Annotated in this window: 19 protein-coding genes and 1 riboswitch; of the genes, 10 read left to right on the top strand and 9 right to left on the bottom strand. The window is 43.6% G+C overall.

The window, feature by feature from the left end; all coding sequences use genetic code 11:
• Positions 1 to 48: 48 nt before the first annotated feature.
• Positions 49 to 157: riboswitch (TPP riboswitch) on the bottom strand.
• A gap of 214 nt (positions 158 to 371) precedes the next feature.
• The gene (locus tag AR337_RS15245; RefSeq protein WP_059172877.1) at positions 372 to 1,280 is read left to right on the top strand and encodes a cation diffusion facilitator family transporter; all 909 of its coding nucleotides are present in this window, start codon (positions 372 to 374) and stop codon (positions 1,278 to 1,280) included.
• Positions 1,281 to 1,337: 57 nt separating this feature from the next.
• On the opposite strand, the gene AR337_RS15240 is transcribed toward AR337_RS15245, so the two are convergent.
• On the bottom strand, positions 1,338 to 2,609 hold the full coding sequence (locus AR337_RS15240; RefSeq protein ID WP_059172876.1) for a dicarboxylate/amino acid:cation symporter: 1,272 nt from the start codon (positions 2,607 to 2,609) through the stop codon (positions 1,338 to 1,340).
• Positions 2,610 to 2,780: 171 nt separating this feature from the next.
• On the opposite strand from AR337_RS15240, the gene AR337_RS15235 reads away from it, so the two are divergent.
• The 3 genes from AR337_RS15235 (at position 2,781) to AR337_RS15225 (ending at position 5,360) form a co-directional block, all read left to right on the top strand.
• Positions 2,781 to 3,332, top strand: a complete 552-nt coding sequence (locus AR337_RS15235) for a GNAT family N-acetyltransferase (protein WP_059172875.1) — start codon at positions 2,781 to 2,783, stop codon at positions 3,330 to 3,332.
• 182 nt (positions 3,333 to 3,514) lie between these two features.
• The gene (locus tag AR337_RS15230; protein WP_059172874.1) at positions 3,515 to 3,949 is read left to right on the top strand and encodes a MerR family transcriptional regulator; all 435 of its coding nucleotides are present in this window, start codon (positions 3,515 to 3,517) and stop codon (positions 3,947 to 3,949) included.
• A gap of 58 nt (positions 3,950 to 4,007) precedes the next feature.
• Positions 4,008 to 5,360, top strand: a complete 1,353-nt coding sequence (locus AR337_RS15225; protein ID WP_059172873.1) for a hemolysin family protein — start codon at positions 4,008 to 4,010, stop codon at positions 5,358 to 5,360.
• A 128-nt stretch (positions 5,361 to 5,488) separates the two neighbouring features.
• Here AR337_RS15225 and AR337_RS15220 read toward each other — a convergent pair whose 3' ends face one another.
• Positions 5,489 to 5,845 (bottom strand): hypothetical protein, encoded by a 357-nt coding sequence (locus AR337_RS15220; protein ID WP_059172872.1) that lies wholly within the window; start codon positions 5,843 to 5,845, stop codon positions 5,489 to 5,491.
• Between the two features lie 211 nt (positions 5,846 to 6,056).
• Here AR337_RS15220 and AR337_RS15215 point away from each other — a divergent pair, with 211 nt between their 5' ends.
• The 3 genes from AR337_RS15215 (at position 6,057) to AR337_RS15205 (ending at position 8,044) form a co-directional block, all read left to right on the top strand.
• Positions 6,057 to 6,356, top strand: coding sequence for a HesB/YadR/YfhF family protein (locus tag AR337_RS15215; protein ID WP_059172871.1), 300 nt, complete (start codon positions 6,057 to 6,059; stop codon positions 6,354 to 6,356).
• Positions 6,357 to 6,769: 413 nt separating this feature from the next.
• Positions 6,770 to 7,711, top strand: a complete 942-nt coding sequence (locus tag AR337_RS15210) for an AtpZ/AtpI family protein (RefSeq protein ID WP_059172870.1) — start codon at positions 6,770 to 6,772, stop codon at positions 7,709 to 7,711.
• A gap of 138 nt (positions 7,712 to 7,849) precedes the next feature.
• Complete coding sequence (locus AR337_RS15205; RefSeq protein WP_059172869.1) at positions 7,850 to 8,044, top strand: hypothetical protein; 195 nt, start codon at positions 7,850 to 7,852, stop codon at positions 8,042 to 8,044.
• A 69-nt stretch (positions 8,045 to 8,113) separates the two neighbouring features.
• Here AR337_RS15205 and AR337_RS15200 read toward each other — a convergent pair whose 3' ends face one another.
• The 5 genes from AR337_RS15200 to AR337_RS15180 form a co-directional block, all read right to left on the bottom strand.
• Positions 8,114 to 9,118: an STAS domain-containing protein gene (locus AR337_RS15200; RefSeq protein ID WP_059173283.1), complete on the bottom strand. Its 1,005-nt coding sequence runs from the start codon at positions 9,116 to 9,118 to the stop codon at positions 8,114 to 8,116.
• A gap of 636 nt (positions 9,119 to 9,754) precedes the next feature.
• On the bottom strand, positions 9,755 to 10,681 hold the full coding sequence (locus AR337_RS15195; protein WP_059172868.1) for a cation diffusion facilitator family transporter: 927 nt from the start codon (positions 10,679 to 10,681) through the stop codon (positions 9,755 to 9,757).
• Positions 10,682 to 10,729: 48 nt separating this feature from the next.
• A complete protein-coding gene (locus AR337_RS15190) occupies positions 10,730 to 11,392 on the bottom strand; it encodes a class I SAM-dependent methyltransferase (RefSeq protein ID WP_059172867.1) in 663 nt (220 codons plus the stop codon).
• Between the two features lie 91 nt (positions 11,393 to 11,483).
• Complete coding sequence (locus AR337_RS15185; protein WP_082687040.1) at positions 11,484 to 13,616, bottom strand: heavy metal translocating P-type ATPase; 2,133 nt, start codon at positions 13,614 to 13,616, stop codon at positions 11,484 to 11,486.
• Positions 13,585 to 13,959, bottom strand: coding sequence for a metalloregulator ArsR/SmtB family transcription factor (locus AR337_RS15180; protein WP_059172865.1), 375 nt, complete (start codon positions 13,957 to 13,959; stop codon positions 13,585 to 13,587). Before AR337_RS15180 ends, AR337_RS15185 begins: the two co-directional genes overlap by 32 nt.
• A 211-nt stretch (positions 13,960 to 14,170) precedes the next feature.
• Here AR337_RS15180 and AR337_RS23225 point away from each other — a divergent pair, with 211 nt between their 5' ends.
• Complete coding sequence (locus AR337_RS23225; RefSeq protein WP_156424418.1) at positions 14,171 to 14,314, top strand: hypothetical protein; 144 nt, start codon at positions 14,171 to 14,173, stop codon at positions 14,312 to 14,314.
• A 96-nt stretch (positions 14,315 to 14,410) separates the two neighbouring features.
• Here the strand turns inward: AR337_RS23225 and AR337_RS15175 are convergent, their stop codons facing one another.
• Positions 14,411 to 15,091 carry a copper homeostasis protein CutC gene (locus AR337_RS15175; protein ID WP_082687007.1) on the bottom strand — a complete coding sequence of 227 codons (681 nt, stop codon included), beginning with the start codon at positions 15,089 to 15,091 and terminating at the stop codon, positions 14,411 to 14,413.
• A gap of 167 nt (positions 15,092 to 15,258) precedes the next feature.
• Here AR337_RS15175 and AR337_RS15170 point away from each other — a divergent pair, with 167 nt between their 5' ends.
• Together AR337_RS15170 and AR337_RS15165 are read left to right on the top strand one after the other, a co-directional pair.
• Positions 15,259 to 17,025 (top strand): SulP family inorganic anion transporter, encoded by a 1,767-nt coding sequence (locus tag AR337_RS15170; protein WP_156424417.1) that lies wholly within the window; start codon positions 15,259 to 15,261, stop codon positions 17,023 to 17,025.
• 17 nt (positions 17,026 to 17,042) lie between these two features.
• Positions 17,043 to 17,390 carry a metalloregulator ArsR/SmtB family transcription factor gene (locus AR337_RS15165; protein WP_059172864.1) on the top strand — a complete coding sequence of 116 codons (348 nt, stop codon included), beginning with the start codon at positions 17,043 to 17,045 and terminating at the stop codon, positions 17,388 to 17,390.
• Positions 17,391 to 17,501: 111 nt separating this feature from the next.
• On the opposite strand, the gene AR337_RS23635 is transcribed toward AR337_RS15165, so the two are convergent.
• Positions 17,502 to 17,844: hypothetical protein (locus AR337_RS23635; RefSeq protein ID WP_216637387.1), on the bottom strand; the 343-nt coding region annotated here is incomplete at its 5' end.

Below are 17,844 nucleotides of genomic sequence, written 5' to 3'. Positions count from 1 at the left end.
AATAAAAAAGCAATACAAAAACGCTTTTTAAAGGATTTTGTATTGCCATTTATCGGCATGCCACATCCCTACGCTAGCGTTAACTAACAGGTTCAAAGGGTCAGAACTCAAAAATCGTTCACTCTCAGCCGCTTTAGCAGCTCCCCTTGTGGAAGTATTCAATTGATATCCATCTTTACTATACTATTCTTTCCTGCTTCTGACAACACTAACACTGTCGGGATGGGATTAACAGCGAGGGCATGGGGTATTGGACTATTAAGGTATTCCCCACTTTTTTTTCATAATAGTCCTTTGATACCATGCCTAGTTGATTATGGTTTCCTTTTTTTGTTAATGTAGACATGTACTATTTTATGGGAGGACAGCCAATGGATAGAAACAGCCAATTAAAGGCAGGAGAAACAGGCGCTTGGATCAGCATCATCGCCTATATTTTGCTGTCATCCTGCAAACTGGCGGCCGGGAAATTTGGAAACTCGGAAGGTTTAATCGCAGACGGCCTGAATAATATGACCGATGTGGTTGCCTCCATCGCAGTATTGGTTGGCTTAAAAATATCAAGAAAGCCACCCGATAAAGACCATCACTATGGCCACTACCGTGCGGAAACAATTGCTTCCCTCGTTGCCGCATTTATTATGCTCGGTGTTGGCATCGAAGTTTTGGTGAATGGATTCCAATCTTTTTTTGAGGACAACAAGCAGGTTCCAGATTGGCTGACTGCCTGGACTGCACTAGGTTCTGCAGGTATTATGTTGGGAGTTTATTCATATAACAAACGGCTTGCCAAAAAAATCAACAGCGCGGCCATTCACGCAGTCGCACAGGACAACCGCTCGGATGCCCTGGTGAGCATTGGCGCCCTAATAGGTATCCTTGGCTCAAGAATTGGCATCGTTTGGCTGGATATGCTGGCGGCTATTGTGGTGGGGCTTATCATTTGTAAAACAGCCTGGGAGATTTTCCGGGATGCATCACACGCGCTTACCGACGGTTTTGATGTAAGCAAGGTTCCCGAACTTAAACACACCATCAAAGGGACTCCTGGCGTTAAGGGCGTAACGGAAATCAAGGCTCGAACCCATGGCAATCAGACACTGATTGAATCAACAATCCTGGTGGACCCAACCCTGACCATCATTGAGGGACATGCCATTACTGAAGCAATCGAAAAAGGGCTGCAATCAAAGCATGGTGTCCGTTATGCGATCATCCATGTCGAGCCTTACATTGAATCGAAAAATGCCCGTACCGATAACGGCCCGTATACATCTTGAACAGAATAAACCCGCACTTCGCAAAGTGCGGGTTTGTTTAATTTTGCAGCTGTTTAGTTATTTTTCATGAATGATGGACGGCGCTTGTTTTACACGCCTTTCCTTTTGCCTCTCCCTTTCCTCGCGGCGCTTTTCGCCGTCAGCGACAATGACGGCACAGGAAGCATCACCTGTAATATTCACAGCAGTTCTGACCATATCAAGAAGCCTGTCAATCCCGAGAATCAACCCAATTCCTTCTACCGGAAGATTGACTGACTGCAGGACCATCGCTAACATGACAAGACCGACACCCGGTACCCCTGCTGTCCCAATACTCGCGAGAACCGCGGTTACAATGACAGTCAAAATTTGAGTCATACTAAGGTCAACGTTGTACACCTGTGCGATAAAGATCGTCGCTACTCCCTGCATGATGGCTGTTCCATCCATGTTAATCGTTGCTCCAAGCGGCTGAACAAAACTTGAAATGCTTTTTGGTACCTTTAGGTTTTTCTGTGCAGCTTCCATAGAAACAGGCAACGTCGCATTGCTGCTTGATGTACTGAAAGCTACACCCATTGCTGGGGAAAAGCCTTTAAAAAATGTAATCGGGTTCATGTTCCCAAGAAAATAAACAGCGGCTCCATACGTAACAAACGCGTGAATAAATAAGCCTAGGAGCACGACAATCATATATACCCCCATTGATTTGATTGCGCTGAACCCCTGGCTCCCGATCGCTGAAGCAATCAATCCAAACGTGCCGAAGGGTGCAAATCTCATTACCATGTTCACAAGATACATCATTATGTCGTTGCCCTGCTCAACAAAATGGTAAAACCCTTTTGTCTTTTCGCCTAGCGCGGTGAGGGCAAGCCCAATGAAAATCGCAAACACGATGACCTGGAGCATATTTCCGCTCGCCAATGCGTCAATCGGGTTTGTCGGAATAATATTTAAAAGTGTGTCACTGATTGGCGGGGCCTTTTCCGCACTAAAATCTGCTGTTTTCGTATTAAATGTGCCCATATTCCCCGGTTTGATAGTAAACGCTAAAATAAGGCCGATCACAATCGCAATTGCCGTAGTAATAAGAAAATAGGAAATCGTTTTAAATCCCATCCTGCCAAGCTTTTTAGGATCGCCAAGCCCCGCAACACCGAGAATAATAGAAAATAGAACAATTGGAACTACAAGCATAGTAATAAGGCTAATAAAAATCTTTCCCATCGGAGCAAATACAAACTTATCCAGAATACCGAAAACCCCCGGAGCAAATAAGTTCAATAAAAGACCTGTAATCGCCCCTGCAAGAAGTCCGATAATAATTTTTGTTGTCAACTTCATACCTTTAACCTCCCTATTGTGTTCCCTTTTGTCTTTTTAGTTGGAATGTAAAAGATAACCCCTACATGTCCACAAAAAAATAATTTCCGTTTAAATACCCGTTTTAAAACATGGACAAACAGGCATAATCTGGTTATATACTAGGTTGAGAGTTAAAAAGGGGGATGGAAGATGTTTACCTTTAAGGTGGATGAGGAAATAGAATTGCAATTATTTCAGTTAAAAGATTGCAAGGAATTATACCGGCTTGTCGATACAAACAGGAAGCATTTAAGGAAATGGCTTGCTTGGGTGGATGATATGTCCAGCCCTTACCAGTATGAAACAATCATTCCGATGTGGCTGAAACAATTTTCCGATAATAATGGTTTCAATACTGGCATCCGCTATCGTGGCGAGCTGGTCGGCTCCATTGGATTTCATTATATTGATTGGAGAAACAAGCATACAACCATTGGCTATTATCTCGCACAAAATGCTGAAGGAAGAGGCATTATGACCCGTTCAACCCAAGCCCTCTTGAATTATGCGTTTAACGATTTAAACCTAAACCGTGTGGAAATCCGCTGCGGCGAATTCAATCTAAAAAGCAGGGCGATTCCAGAGCGGCTTGGATTTACAATTGAAGGAAGAGTCAGGGACGGAGAAATGCTGTATAATGAATTCCATGACTTGATTATCTATGGAATGCTGGCCAGGGACTGGAATCATACAAATGTCTAAGCCTTTAAAGAAGAATCGTTTATTTCTCTCATAAGGGTGGAAGCTGAACAATAAACTGATAAAGAATCGAACTAGACTAGGAGAGCCAGCTGTCAAGCCTGGCAAGCTAGCAAGATGCTGAACAGCAACCACAACGTTTGACTGTACAGTTTGTTTTCATTTATAATTATTCTTAATTTTACATGTCGAGGTGGTATGATGGGGTTATCTATCGTATTGGCGAACTAGCAAACCGGGCCGGCGTATCCAAGAGGACAATTGATTACTATACTTCCATCGGACTCCTGAACGCTGATCGGACCCGAGCCAACTACCGGCTTTATAACGAGGAAGCACTCTGGGACCTAAAATATATAGAGGAATGCAAACATATGCATTTCCCTCTTGAAGAGATTAAGAGAAAGCTGGAAATTAGGAAAGCCGGAAAAATACGCGAGTCGGAAGTGGAAGACCAGGCCTATTTAGTTGCTCAGCAAATGAAGCAGCTCCAGGACGATTTAACGGCTCTGCTGCCGCTTATCCAAAAACTAGATACACACAAAAGGGGCCTGGTTTCAAAGAACCTGAATGATGAGGGCAATGCCCTGCTTCAGTCCCTGAAGGAATTTACAAGTTGATTTTCTATATTACCAGGAGGTGACTCCTTTACCCGTAATTGCGGGATAAGGAAATTTATTGGACATATTAAACTTGGTTTTAATAGCCATTTTTATTGCTTTGACAGCCTTTTTTGTCGCATCGGAATTTGCGATTATCAGGGTTAGGAGTTCAAGGATTGACCAGTTGATTGAAGAAGGAAGTTCCAGCGCAGCCGCAGCAAAAAAAGTGATTATAAATCTAGATGAATACCTTTCAGCATGCCAGCTTGGCATCACCATCACGGCGCTCGCCCTTGGATGGATTGCCGAGCCGACCATGGAAAGGATTCTCGAACCAATTTTGCATGGAATGAATGTTTCGGCAGGTGTTTCAAAAATCCTTACGTTCTCGATTGCCTTTGCGGGGATTACGTTCCTGCATGTGGTAGTTGGCGAACTTGCCCCAAAAACATTGGCCATTCAAAAGGCGGAGGCAATCACACTTTTAACAGCAAGGCCGCTTATCTTCTTTTACAAGCTGATGTATCCATTCATTTGGGCTTTAAATGGATCCGCACAGGTGATTGTCAGATTTTTCGGCTTAAAACCAGCTGCAGAAAACGAACTGGCCCACACGGAAGAGGAACTTCGGATTATACTGTCCGAGAGCTATAAAAGTGGTGAAATAAACCAATCAGAGTTTAAGTATGTGAACAAGATTTTTGAATTCGATAACCGGATCGCCAAAGAGATCATGGTACCAAGGACAGAAATTGTTTCCCTCTCCAAGGATGACAAGCTTGAAAGCATCCTCGCTATAATAAAAGAGGAAAAATTCACACGCTATCCGGTAATTGATGGCGATAAGGACCATATTATTGGACAAATCAATATTAAGGAAATTTTGACAGACCTAATAGGAGAAACGAAAATACCGGATAAAACAATTGAGAGTTACTCAAGGCCAATTATCCGCGTCATTGATACTATCCCTATCCATGAACTGCTTGTCAAAATGCAGAAGGATCGGATTCACATGGCCATCCTGATGGACGAATATGGGGGCACTTCAGGCCTTGTTACTGCAGAGGATATCCTCGAGGAAATCGTCGGCGATATTAGAGACGAATTCGACATGGACGAAGTTCCGATGGTTCGAAAAATGAAGGATGGACATTATATTATAGATTCCAAAGTTCTTGTCAGCGAAATCAACGACTTGCTTGGCCTGGAACTTCAGGAGGACGATGTTGATACCATGGGCGGATGGATCCTGACTGAAAATTTCGAAGCACGCGAAGGGGATATCATTACCCGCGGTGCCTATGAATTCAAAATCATTGAGATGGAAGAACATCACATTCGCTACATTGAAGTTACTAAACTGGCAGAACAAACAGAACCAGCCATATCACAGGTCCCGATTGCAAATCCCGGCATCCTGTCATAATAAGCAAAAGAAGGCACCTCCCGATAACTCGGGAAGTGCCTTTACTTTTTGGGAGCAACTCTCTCCCTGCCGTCCTATCCGGCAGTTTTCGATTGATGACACTCGACTTTTTCAAATTTCGTGAAGACCTAACGGTTATTTCTTATAATAATTAGTTCCTCTTCCGCCTTTGCCAGCTTGACTAGATGAGAATCAAGCCTGCGGTTAATATGCCTGATTTCCTCGCGCGCCGGCCCGCCAGTCGCTTCCCTTATTTCTTTAACAGTCTTCAAAATTTCATCCGTCTGCCTTTCTTCAATCCTCAGGAGTGATTCTTTTATATCAGACAAATCAATCTGATTTACGGCAACACGGTGTTCAATGCTGTCTACCTTTTCAAGCCGTGCTAACCGTTTTTCTATATTTTCCAATGTAGAACCGAACGAGTCGATTAGTTTCTTTATATCATTTACCGCATCTTGAAACTTGTTGTTAGTATCGTCCATTTTGTGAAAGCTCCTTCGCTTTTTTCTCATTTTAACACCGTTAACCCTGTAATAATGTTACAAATCAGAGAAAATCATGAACGATTCATGAACTGTGGGTATAACTCGCCATGGGTGTGAAAATTATCATAGTTATGCTGCTCAACAAGAGAGTACTCTTAAATCAAGAATACAGTTTTTCTAAAAAATTCCGCAAAGGCTGGTGGATAATATGTATTTATCATTTGATAAAAAGGCTCTCTCCTGGTTTGCGAATGAATTTGGAATTAAAGAACCAATCAGCATCCGTTTGCACCCGCAATATGATGGTTTCGGACTTCAACACAAAGGATTCAGCCTTGCCCTTTCTGCCGAACCCCCAACCGACCCTTGCTATTTGAGGGAATTAAATGGCGTAACCTTTTATGTTGAGGCGAGCGACAGTTGGTTTTTTGAAAAAACCAATACGTTCTTTTTTTATGATGAATCCATTGAGGAGTTAGCCATTCGGTATGAAGAAGAGGCGGCTTAAATGAATTTGGGTTTGAGAACCGGGAGCATCCATTGCTTCCGGTTTTTTATTGAAATAACTCAGAGCGCACCAGAATTACCTCTATTTTCCAATTTTACAAACTTAAGTCAATCTGTTACAAAAAATGTGTGAATAGTGTTACTATTAAACTGTAGAATGCAGAATTTAGCAACAAATCCTCAGAGAGCCTCTTACATTTTATACCCTTTCCACAAATGTTTAACCGCTTCGGACGGAGAATATCCCACCTTCTTTATCGATATTAATTTCAAACAGCTTTAGCGACCCGTTTTCTATTGAAACAGAGGGCCAATCCAGTATCTTCGTGGAGTTTGTCTATTTCACAGTGCCTTTCCATCATGATGGCATGAAAAATTCGCGCCAGCCAAAACTATATCAGGGGGCTTATTAAAATGAACAAAACCTTCTCGAAAAACTTTGGAAAAGTGAAGGAACATTTTGAGCTTCGCCTTGAGAAAGATCTACTGTACGTCCATTACAAAAATGGCGACTTTGAAACTTCGGCCAATATTTTGAAAAATGAAACCAAGTCTCTTAAGGAATGCCTGAGCGAATTTCTTAAAGAAAACAATGCATCCTCTGAATTAAATGAAGATGTTTCAAAGTTTCTTGAAGAAACCGGGTTCTTAAAAGGAAACAAGTGGACCGATTTTACAAACTCTCCCGTGAAAGCGTTGTTTCTCTATATGGTATTTGCTGTGGCAATCGCACTTTCTGTTCTCCTGGGCTATATGGCCGGTGATTTCCTTGACGGTTATTTTTCCATCTATCCCATATTCACCCTGCTTGGACTTGCAGCCGGCCTTGGACTTGGCGGGTTTGCCGTTTATTCGATGGCATTGAAATACTTCAGAACAAACCAAAATTATAAACAAAAAAAGCCCCTTGGCAAGGCAGCGATTGATTGGCCGGAAATCGATATCGGCATTGATGAAGTACGCAAGGCGGTCAGAAAATTTTCAGACAGTCTGCCAAAAGGTGTTTACAGGACCATCCTAGTCAATGAGGACAATAGCGTTGACTTTAGCCAACTCACCCACATTTTAGGCGGAATCCCTTCAAAGAAATTTTATATGTCCAAGGAGACGTATGATTTGTTTGAAGAATCAGATAAGGATATATCTTATGAAATGGATAGGGTACAAATAGCTGTGGACCTGTATGTCAAGGAAAAACGCGAATACCCAATGCTCCCCTTCGATCCCAGCAAACGGGTGAATTACTATCAGCTTTTGCAGAACCATTATTTAAAGGAACAACCAAAAATCCAATTTTATATCACGGATTACGATGGCCTTGTTACTCATATCAAACCTGTAAAAAAACCAGGCTGAAATTAACGGTATCCCAAATATTTCCTGATAGAAAACAGGTCATTGGCCGTTCCCAAAGGTTTGCTGTACTTTTAATTTGGGGATAATGAAAAGGAGGCTTCCATAAGGACGGAAGTATCAGAAAGGAGGGATTGATTATTGTTTAAACAGGTTGAGCTTTCAGACTATCACCTTTGGATGTGCCAGCAAATAAGAGAAAAATTAGCTGAACGAAACCAAATCTCTCCTCTGGATACTTTTGACTACACAGAGCGTGACTTAGTCACAATTGCACTCAGTGAGTTGGTGTGTCAACTTAACTTAACTGATTCCTCATCCTTGAGGTTAAAATAAGGCCGGCAGCGGCCTTTTTGTTTTGGAACAACAAAGGCAACACCACTTGCTGGCATTGCCAATTGTTACTTAAATAATTTTCTTGCCGCTTTGGGATAGCGCATAATAAATGCCATACTGCAAGGTTTGGTAGCATTGGAATTTGGATAGATTGATTTGGGAGTGTGTGACCAAAGCCCCTAGCTCGGCAGAAATACCTACAAGGATTGTTTCAATGCCGACAAGGGAGGCAGCCGAGCCCAGCTTCTGAATAAAGTCAAAGCCGTACTCCCCCATATCGTGATTATGGTCAAGCCCCGTTAAGTCGAGGATCAAATAATTCGCATTGTGTTTAGGCAAATTGAAAAGTGTTTTAACAAGAAGGTTTTCGGAACGGCTTTCATCGTACTTCCCAATTAACGGAACAACGACGATTCCCTCTAAGACAGGAATAATTGGAGACGATATCTCTTTTACAAGATCCTGTAAATCCTTTGTTTTTTCCTCCACCAATAGTTCAAGTTCACGGATTTTTTCTGATTCTCTTCTCCTGGCAAGCTGATGGATATTGCTCGAAACTGTTATTTCAGATGGAAAATACTCCACAATTGTACACTCGGCGCCTGTTAACTGGTCCTTCACTACCCTATACCAAATGTTCGTTCCCAGAAGTCCTGTGAAAATTCCCGCATAGTGGGCGGCCAAATATTTACCGCTTGCGCTTTTTCCCTGTTCTTTATTAATTTTATATTCCCAGCTATCCGTTAGTTCAATGGATAGCTTTTTATCTTCAAGGTTAAGTTGTTTAATTTCCGCCCTGCCCCACCCGGCCGATGCATATGTATAAGGAATTAGCCTGGATGCTTCTTCAGGTGACACATGATTTTTAGCAAAATACTCACCTACAACCAGCCCTTGGCGGAAACCGGTAGTTTCAAGCACCAAAGCGCCGGCTTCTTCGCCGGAAACCTCTTCTATCGTATCAAAAAATGTTCTCATCGCAGAAGTAATCCAAAATAGGACGGCATCTTCACCTTCGAAAATGAATCGGCCCTCCTGCAGATTCCATTTAAAGTCCAGGCCGCCCACATTCATTTCTTGTTTGGCAGTTTGCTTTTCAGTAGCCACTTTAGATTGCTCCCCTCTTCCTATTCGACGGGCAATTCACTCTTTCAACCCACTTATTCTGTAATAAATGTACCTCTTTCCATACTTAGTGTCTAATCAAACGCTTTTTTACAATTAGCGTTAGTAGGGACATACTGATAGCTTTTATTATGCTCTATATAATTACTCGGTATTATTCATCATCCATTTCTCCACAGTGGCTGTGCGCAAAAGCGAGCTGCATCACTACTGTCCCGCTGTAAAAATGTGTCGGAATTTTGACGGTTTTCGATATCCATCCTTAAACTTTCGATATATTGAAAATTCTTTCGATATCCATCCTTAAACTTTCGATAAATTAAAAATATTTTCGATATCCGGTATCAAGTCCTCAAAAAAACCGGAAATAGTTACTTTTTATCTCTTAACTTTTCAAAACATGGTAAATGAATGACCGTTTCAAGCAGAAACGCCTGACAAAACGGTTTTCATAACGCTAATGATGACCATTTTAAACCAGGAAAGAGATCAAAATGGTCTTCAAGTGTAAAAATGGGATGTTCTTTATTGGGGGCCAACAAAAAAATACCCCAGTTTAATAAAAACTGAGGTCTTTCCGTTCATTTAGTTGCAAACGCCATGATTGCTAGGACAGCCCTCGTCTTCGCTTTCAACCTGAATGGTACTATGGTCGATGCCAAACTGGTCATGAAGAAGGGATTGTGCCTCCCGCAGTATGGTATCATGCAAACCATCGCAAGAAATCGCAATGTGGCAACTCAGCATTGGCATCCCTGATGTCACCGACCAAATATGAAGATCGTGGACGTCTTTTACATAAGGAATGTTTAATAAGGCAGCGCGCAGCTTGGCAGCGTCAATTTGTGAAGGCGCGCCTTCCATCAAGATATGGATTGAATCCTTTATCACTCTCCAGCCGGAAATGATAATCAGGATTGCGACTGCAACACTTGCAATAGGGTCCGCAACTCCCCAGTCGAAGAAATAAATCAGAAGCGCGGCAACTATCGCACCGGCCGATCCCAGCATGTCGCCAAGGACATGAAGGAATGCGCTCCTGACGTTAAGGTTGTCGTCCTTATCCCCTCGCATCAGAATAAAAGCGGCTCCGATATTTACAAGCAGGCCGATGACGGAAATCGTGAGCATCCCTAAACTCTGCACTTCAGGCGGGTTCCTGAATCTGTGGAAAGCTTCGACAAAAATATAGATTGAAATCGCAATCAGCGTTAAACCATTTAGGGCAGCGGCAATAATTTCAAACCGTTTGTAGCCGTATGTTTTGTCCGGTGTCGATGCCTTTTCCCCAAGCTTAATCGCAAAAAAGCTTAAACCTAATGCCGCCGCATCGCTCAGCATATGTCCGGCATCGGACAGCAGGGCAAGGCTGTTTGTTATAATCCCCCCTGCCACTTCTACAAACATAAACGATGCAATTAATACAAACGACCAAAGCAGCGCTTTTTTATTTCCTGTATGGTGATGGTGCCCATGCCCATGGTCATGTGAATGGGAATGATGATGTCCCATGCTGGTTTCCTCCCTGGTGTATTCCCTCCGCCAGCAGCGGGAGATTCCTTATTTATGTCCAGCAGCCTCCCAATGTATATGCTCCTGGTGATTTTTCACCTTTTGCAGGACAATCTTCCGGTACATCCCGTTAAACAGGATCCCTTTGTCATCCTTTATCCTTACCCGTTTTTTTGAGCTTTCAAGTATTTTTTCAAAGGAAATCCCGATATCCGTCCCGAGAAAACGGATGGCTGGCCTGAAAATTTTCTTAAACGGGCTGAGGCTTTTTCCCTTTGGTGTGAATTTATCGAATATGAGGATATGGCCATCACCTTTTGCAACCCTAACCATTTCGTTAAGAGCTTTCTCTCCGTCTGGGACAACCGATAGAATCAGACTGCCAATCACCCAATCAAATGACTCTTTAGGAAAAGCCATATTTTGCGCATCCATTACCAATAAATTAATATCCGAGCCTATGGTCTTTTCCCGAGCCTTTTCAAGCATTTCCTTTGAAAAATCGATCGCTGTTACTTCTAATTCGGAGAGGGGAACGTGCGGGAAATCCGCTCCGGTCCCGACTCCGACAAACAAGACACGCTGGCCTTTCTTAAAAGATAAAGATCCAAATACGTCTCTTCGGGCTTTTAAAAATAAGCCGCGATTGAAAAAAACGTCATAAATAGGTGACCATAGCTTATAGATATACAGGTTCCATTTGCTATTCATTGCCATACCCCCAGAAGAGCCTATAGAAGAACATTAAGCCTTAAAGGTCCGATTGGCTCAACTAAGCCGCTGGAAGAACCAGCGGCAAGTTTCACTTTACCTTTAACAGACGGAGGCCGTTCAGTGTGACCAATATTGTCGCGCCCATATCTGCGAATATCGCAATCCATAAAGTCAGCCACCCTGGAATAACGAGAAGCAGGGCTACGAGTTTAATGGCCAACGAAAACGTAATGTTCTGTTTAATAATTGTTAATGCCTTCCTGCTAAGCTTTATGGCGAAAGGAAGTTTCCTTAGATCATCTCCCATGAGGGCGAGATCAGCAGTTTCAAGGGCGGTATCCGTGCCTGCACCTCCCATTGCAATACCTACAGTTGCCGCTGCCAAGGCCGGAGCATCATTTATTCCATCGCCGACCATGGCGACTTTCCCGTAATCATTCCGCAACTGTTTTATGATCGAAAGTTTATCCTGCGGGAGAAGTTCTGACTGGATATCCGTTACTCCGGCAAGGCTGCCGATCGCAGAAGCCGTTCCCGCGTTGTCTCCTGTCAGCATCACTGTCTTTTTAATGCCCATATCATGAAGCTTGGCGATAACCTCCCGGCTGCTTTCCCTCACTTCATCGGCAACGGCCACTAGTGCGAGAATTTCTTTAGAAGTGCAAAGAGCCATAACCGTCTTTCCTTGTTTTTGGAGGTTATATATTTGAGCCTGCAGCTGGGTATCCACCTTTTCCTCACATACTTCCGAAATAAAGGCCGGACTTCCTGCAAAATAGGAAATGCCGTTGATTTCCGCTGTGATTCCTTTTCCGGTCATGGAAGTGAAATGATCCGCCTGAATATCTTTATAGGCCAATGCTAGCTCATCCGCTCTCTTTAAAATTGCCGAAGCAAGCGGATGCTGCGAGCCGTATTCAAGCGCAGCAAAAATGGAAAACAAGGACTTTTCATCATTTCCATTAAGCGCCAGGATGTCGGTTACAGCCGGAACCCCTTTTGTCAAAGTGCCTGTTTTATCAAACGCAATGGCATTCAGCGCCCCGGTTTCTTCGAGATGAATGCCTCCCTTAATCAAAATCCCGTTTCGGGCCGCATTGCCAATTGCTGTTACAATGGAAACTGGAGTTGAGATGACAAGGGCACACGGGCATCCTACAACCAGCACAGAGAGCCCCTGGTAAATCCATGTATTCCATTCCGCCCCGACAGCAAGCGGAGGGACTATCGCGACCAGTGCCGCGATTGCCATGATGACTGGGGTGTAGTATTTTGCAAAACGGTCAATAAACGCCTGGGACGGTGCTTTTTCAGCCTGGGCTTCCTCCACTAAATGAATAATCTTTGCGATGGTTGTGTCTGCCACAAGCTTTGTTACCTTTACCTCAAGGATGCCTTCACCATTCAAGGTTCCCGCGTATACTTCATCCTTCACCTTTTTTTCAACAGGTACAGATTCACCGGTGATGGCTGCCTGATTAATCGAGGAATGGCCCTTTACTACAATCCCGTCCATGGCAAGTTTTTGGCCAGGCTTTACAATCATGATGTCGCCAATTTCAATTTCGTCTGCAGGTATTTCCAATGTATTGCCATTCCGTCTAATCAGCGCTTCCTTTGGGGCAATATCCATTAGTGAACGGATGGAAGCCCTTGCTTTGTCCATTGAAAATTTTTCAAGTTCTTCACTGATAGCGAACAAGATGACAACGACCGCACCCTCGCTCCACTCACCTATAATCGCCGCCCCGATGATTGCGATTGTCATCAGGGTCCTCATATCAAATTCAAGCCTGAACAAGTTTCTCAAGCCGGTCTTAAATAATGGATATCCGCCGATCAGAATAGCTGCCAAAAATGGCACAATTGTATAAGTCGCATCCTCCCCATTCAGCAAATGCGAGACATAGCCTAGCAGGACTAACACCACTGAAACCAGGACCCTTGCATATTTTTCTAAAAAGTGTCCTTGCCCCGCTGTTTCCTCCATGGCATTCTCCGGCAAGATTTTCAGGCGGTCAAAGGCACCCGCTTTTTCAATTTCCTCAATAGTTGTTTGTCCGTAAACGGTTATTTTCGAAGCGCCAAAATTGACTGCTGCATGAGAAACACCATCCAGGTGTTTTACGTTCTTTTCGAACTTCGTTGCACAGCTGGCTCAAGAAAGTCCCTGGATCCGGAAAGTCTGTTTAACTTCTGCCACGCCCCGCCACCTCCTCATGATGTTCAAATGCAATCTCGATGAGCTGCTTAACATGGTCATCGTCCAGGGAATAATAAACAAGCTTTCCCTCTTTTCGGAACTTTGCGATGCCCAGGTTCCGTAGTGTCCTTAGATGGTGGGAAGCCGTCGCCAGCGATGAACCGGCTATATTGGCTACATCACAGACGCATAGCTCATCCTCCATTGCGAGGGCATAGGCAATCCTAACCCTCGTATCATCAGAAAGAGCCTTGAAGATTTTCGCTACACCCACGGTACTTTGCTGCTGAAGCTTGACCTTAACCCTCTCTACTTTCTCTCGCTCGACACAGGTAACTTCACATATATCATGCTGAACCATATCTTGCACCTCATTCAAACATTCATTTGAGTATATAATATTCAAATGGGCATTTGATTGTCAAACATTTTTCATTTTTTCAAAAAAAAAAAGCCGCATTTCAATTTTTACATTCGTTGATTTTTGGACATATATATATAGTTTCCACTATTAAGAAATTGATAAAATAAAAACAACAATAACCATTTTCTAACATGGGGGGAGAAGAAAGATGAAGCGAATCCTTATCATCTTATTGAGTTGCGCCTCTTTTTTCGGGCTTGGCATGGCCGTTTATGCGAGCCCAATAAATCAGAAAGTCAGTGAAGGTTTGGACGCATTCATTGCCTCCAAGTTGGGTAAAGGCGATCAATAAGAGGTAAACCATGCGGAACCGAGAGAAAATTGCATCCATTAAAGGCGGATTAATAATTTTTAAAAAGAAAAAAAGAGCCTAATCCAGGCTCTTTTCTCATCCTTTTAACAGTTGTACAATTTCCTTTGCCTTATTCAAGTTCACACCCTCTATCGGGCTATTGTTTTTCCGTATTGCTGTTCCAAAGTGGTAATGCCCAGTGTTTACTTCGGAATGTACAGATAGAATATTCTCTCTTGTTAAACCGCCGCCAACCAATATGGCAGCCTTCCCTGATTCGATTTTCATCTCGTTGACAGCCTTAAGGCGGCCCGCTAAATCGCCATTTCCGCCTGAGGTTAATATACTGGTAATTTCCTTGTATTCGGATAGGAGCCGGACTGAATGGCTGAGGCTGACTGTCCCGTCAATTGCCCGGTGGAAAGTAACATCCATACCGCCACACTCCGTAAGCAATTCCTCCAAGGCGATACGGTTTATCTCTTTTTCCTCGTTAAGCACTCCTATTACAACACCATTTGCACCCAAGGTCCGGATTACCTTGATATCATTTTTTATTATTGCTACGTCCGCAGCCGAATAGACAAACGATTGGCAATGGGGCCTCACCATAACATTCACCGGTATGCTCACGCCTCTAACAACCGCTTCAATAAGGGAATAGCTTGGGGTTATCCCTCCTTCTGTCAATGCGGATACAAGTTCTATCCGGTCCGCCCCGGATTCCTCGATTCGCATGGCATCTTCAAAAGTTGTGGCAATATATTCAATTAACACATTGTCAGCTCCTTTCACGCCTTTTGGTTCAGAATATCATCCTATGAGCAATTGTAAAGTCATGACATAAAACAAAAGCATTGACATGCTAACTAAATGGCGTAAAATAAGTTAGTGTATATTCAAATAATCAAATATACAAATATCAATACTAAGGAAGTGTAAGTGTGCTGCATAAGTTGGCGTTTGACGGAAGATTTAAGAATTATTCTCTTCACTCCTTTCAAAAAGATCTTATTTCAGGCATTGTCGTGGGCGTTATCGCCATTCCGCTTGGGATGGCATTTGCAATCGCTTCTGGAGTGAAGCCGGAATACGGGATTTATACAACTATCATTGCTGGAATTCTTATTTCGTTGCTGGGCGGCTCAAAGTATCAGATTGGCGGCCCGACAGGCGCATTTATACCTATCCTGTTTGGAATAGTCATGACCTATGGATTCGAAAATCTGTTGATTGCCGGATTCTTGGCTGGAATTATCCTCTTTTTAATGGGAGTACTACGCCTTGGTTCACTAATAAAATTCATTCCGCGACCAGTAACAATTGGTTTTACTGCTGGAATCGCCGTTATCATCTTCATCGGGCAAATCCCGAATTTCATTGGGCTGGCTGGGGTTAAAAACCATGAATATTTTATCGACAATGTAAGGGAGATAATCATCCACTCCAAGAGCATGAACCTATACAGCATTGCGACAGCTGCTATTTGCCTAGTAACTGTCCTCTTCACACCAAAGCTTTTTCCAAAAGTTCCTGGCCCTCTAATCGGCCTAATCCTATCGACTCTGGTTGCTGCGTATCTCTATCCGGGCCACGTCCCAACTATTGGGTCAACTTACGGGGATATTCCTAGCGGGCTGCCGGAATTCCAATTTCCCGATCTAACGATGGAAAGAATCCAGCTTCTCATTAAACCCGCATTTATCATTGCCATTCTTGGTGCAATTGAATCTTTATTATCGGCTGTCGTTGCCGATGGGATGAGCGGCAGCAGGCATAATAGTAACCGGGAATTGATGGGCCAGGGTATGGCCAACATGATTGCCCCATTGTTCGGCGGGATTCCGGCAACGGGTGCAATCGCAAGGACTGCCACCAATATTAAGAACGGGGCCGTTTCCCCAATGTCGGGCATCATCCATGGACTCGTTGTACTCGTTGTACTTGTCATGTTTGCGCCTTTTGCTTCAAAGATTCCGTTAGCCAGCATGGCGCCGATCCTGATGGTTGTCGCATGGAATATGAGCGAAAAGACGATATTTTACAATGTTCTCAAAACGAAAACACTTGATTCATTCATTTTAATCGTTACATTCCTATTAACGGTATTTGTCAATCTTACAGTCGCAGTCCAGGTTGGGCTTCTTCTTGCAGTCATTATTTTCACAAAACGGATGAGCGAAGCACTGGTTACCACAAAAGTCTTGCCGAACAACAATCGCAAACTTGAAGCTGTAAACATGCCGGCCACGGCCAATTCCCATGATTGCCCTCAGATTAGTATTTACAGTATAGAAGGCCCCCTCTTCTTTGGAGCGGCACAAACATTTGAACAAACGATACTAAATACAATAAACTATAAACCAAAGGTCCTTATTTTAAGGCTTGGCAAAGTCCCATTTATGGATACGACCGGTGAGTCGCATCTATCCAGCATCGTTAAAGATTTCTCGGCTCACGGAAGAGTATTGGTCACCGGGATAAAACCCGGGCCAAGAGAGCTGCTGAAGAAAACAGGCTTGTATGATTTTATTGGCGAAGAGCACTTTTTCATTGAAACGGGAGATGCCATTCAGTTTGCACTGAATCATTTAAATAAAGACCAATGCCTTGGATGCAAACATTTCGCTTTCAGGGAATGCGCCACATTATCAGCAATTAAACAAAAGGCAGGCTCAAAAAGACAAGCCCTCATTCATTCGCAGGGGTAAAAGGGAGGAAAAAAGTATTGGATTTGGAAATGCAAAAATTTAAAGCTGACTTTTTTAAAGCATTGGCTCATCCCCTAAGAATCAGGATACTTGAATTGCTTGGGGAAGGCGACAAAAGTGTAAATGAAATCCAAAGCCTGGTCGGGAGTGAAGGCTCTGCCGTTTCGCAGCAATTAATGATATTAAGGACTAAGAATATTGTTTCAGGAAAAAAAGACGGGAACCGTGTGATTTATTCACTCCGCGATCCCCTAATCATTGAATTGCTCGCTGTCGCGCGCCAAATCTTTAATAATCATCTTGTCGATACGATTACGATGCTGGACAGATTCAGCGAAGATTTTGAAAAGCCAGAAGAGCTTTAGACATAATTAGACGAGTCAAGTTGCACCCATGCAAAAACCTCCCAAAAGGGAGGTTTTTCATGTAAGAATAGAGAATTCAGATACTTTTGGACTCTCTATCATTCTAAAAAACTATTTTTTTAATCTTAACTCTACCATGCTGCCATTATGCCAGAAGCGTTCTTCACGGGTAAAATGTGCTTTTGACCGACTTGTTCCGCGTGAGCGGCACGTCCTCCGGCGGCCCGTTCCTCCTACACGCCCAGTCGTGCGTTGACGGCCCGTTCCGCGTGAGCGGCACGTCCTCCGGCGGCGGCCCGTTCCTCCTACACGCCCAGTCGTGCGTTGACGGCCCGTTCCGCGTGAGCGGCACGTCCTCCGGCGGCGGCCCGTTCCTCCTACTCGCCCGGTTGTGCGTTGGCGGCCCGTTCCGCGTGTGCGGCACGTCCTCCTGCGGCGACCCGTTCCTCCAACA

The organism is Bacillus sp. FJAT-27445, assembly GCF_001510665.1.
In the GTDB taxonomy this organism is placed as follows: domain Bacteria; phylum Bacillota; class Bacilli; order Bacillales; family Cytobacillaceae; genus Bacillus_D.
This window is presented reverse-complemented; position numbering and strand designations above follow the sequence as displayed.

Excerpts from the sequence above, each read along its gene's own strand:
- AR337_RS15245 (WP_059172877.1), top strand. The coding sequence starts at position 372 with ATGGATAGAAACAGCCAATTAAAGGCAGGAGAAACAGGCGCTTGGATC.
- AR337_RS15240 (WP_059172876.1), bottom strand. The coding sequence starts at position 2,609 with ATGAAGTTGACAACAAAAATTATTATCGGACTTCTTGCAGGGGCGATT.
- AR337_RS15235 (WP_059172875.1), top strand. The coding sequence starts at position 2,781 with ATGTTTACCTTTAAGGTGGATGAGGAAATAGAATTGCAATTATTTCAG.
- AR337_RS15230 (WP_059172874.1), top strand. The coding sequence starts at position 3,515 with ATGTCGAGGTGGTATGATGGGGTTATCTATCGTATTGGCGAACTAGCA.
- AR337_RS15220 (WP_059172872.1), bottom strand. The coding sequence starts at position 5,845 with ATGGACGATACTAACAACAAGTTTCAAGATGCGGTAAATGATATAAAG.
- AR337_RS15215 (WP_059172871.1), top strand. The coding sequence starts at position 6,057 with ATGTATTTATCATTTGATAAAAAGGCTCTCTCCTGGTTTGCGAATGAA.
- AR337_RS15210 (WP_059172870.1), top strand. The coding sequence starts at position 6,770 with ATGAACAAAACCTTCTCGAAAAACTTTGGAAAAGTGAAGGAACATTTT.
- AR337_RS15200 (WP_059173283.1), bottom strand. The coding sequence starts at position 9,118 with ATGAATGTGGGCGGCCTGGACTTTAAATGGAATCTGCAGGAGGGCCGA.
- AR337_RS15195 (WP_059172868.1), bottom strand. The coding sequence starts at position 10,681 with ATGGGACATCATCATTCCCATTCACATGACCATGGGCATGGGCACCAT.
- AR337_RS15190 (WP_059172867.1), bottom strand. The coding sequence starts at position 11,392 with ATGAATAGCAAATGGAACCTGTATATCTATAAGCTATGGTCACCTATT.
- AR337_RS15180 (WP_059172865.1), bottom strand. The coding sequence starts at position 13,959 with ATGGTTCAGCATGATATATGTGAAGTTACCTGTGTCGAGCGAGAGAAA.
- AR337_RS23225 (WP_156424418.1), top strand. The coding sequence starts at position 14,171 with ATGAAGCGAATCCTTATCATCTTATTGAGTTGCGCCTCTTTTTTCGGG.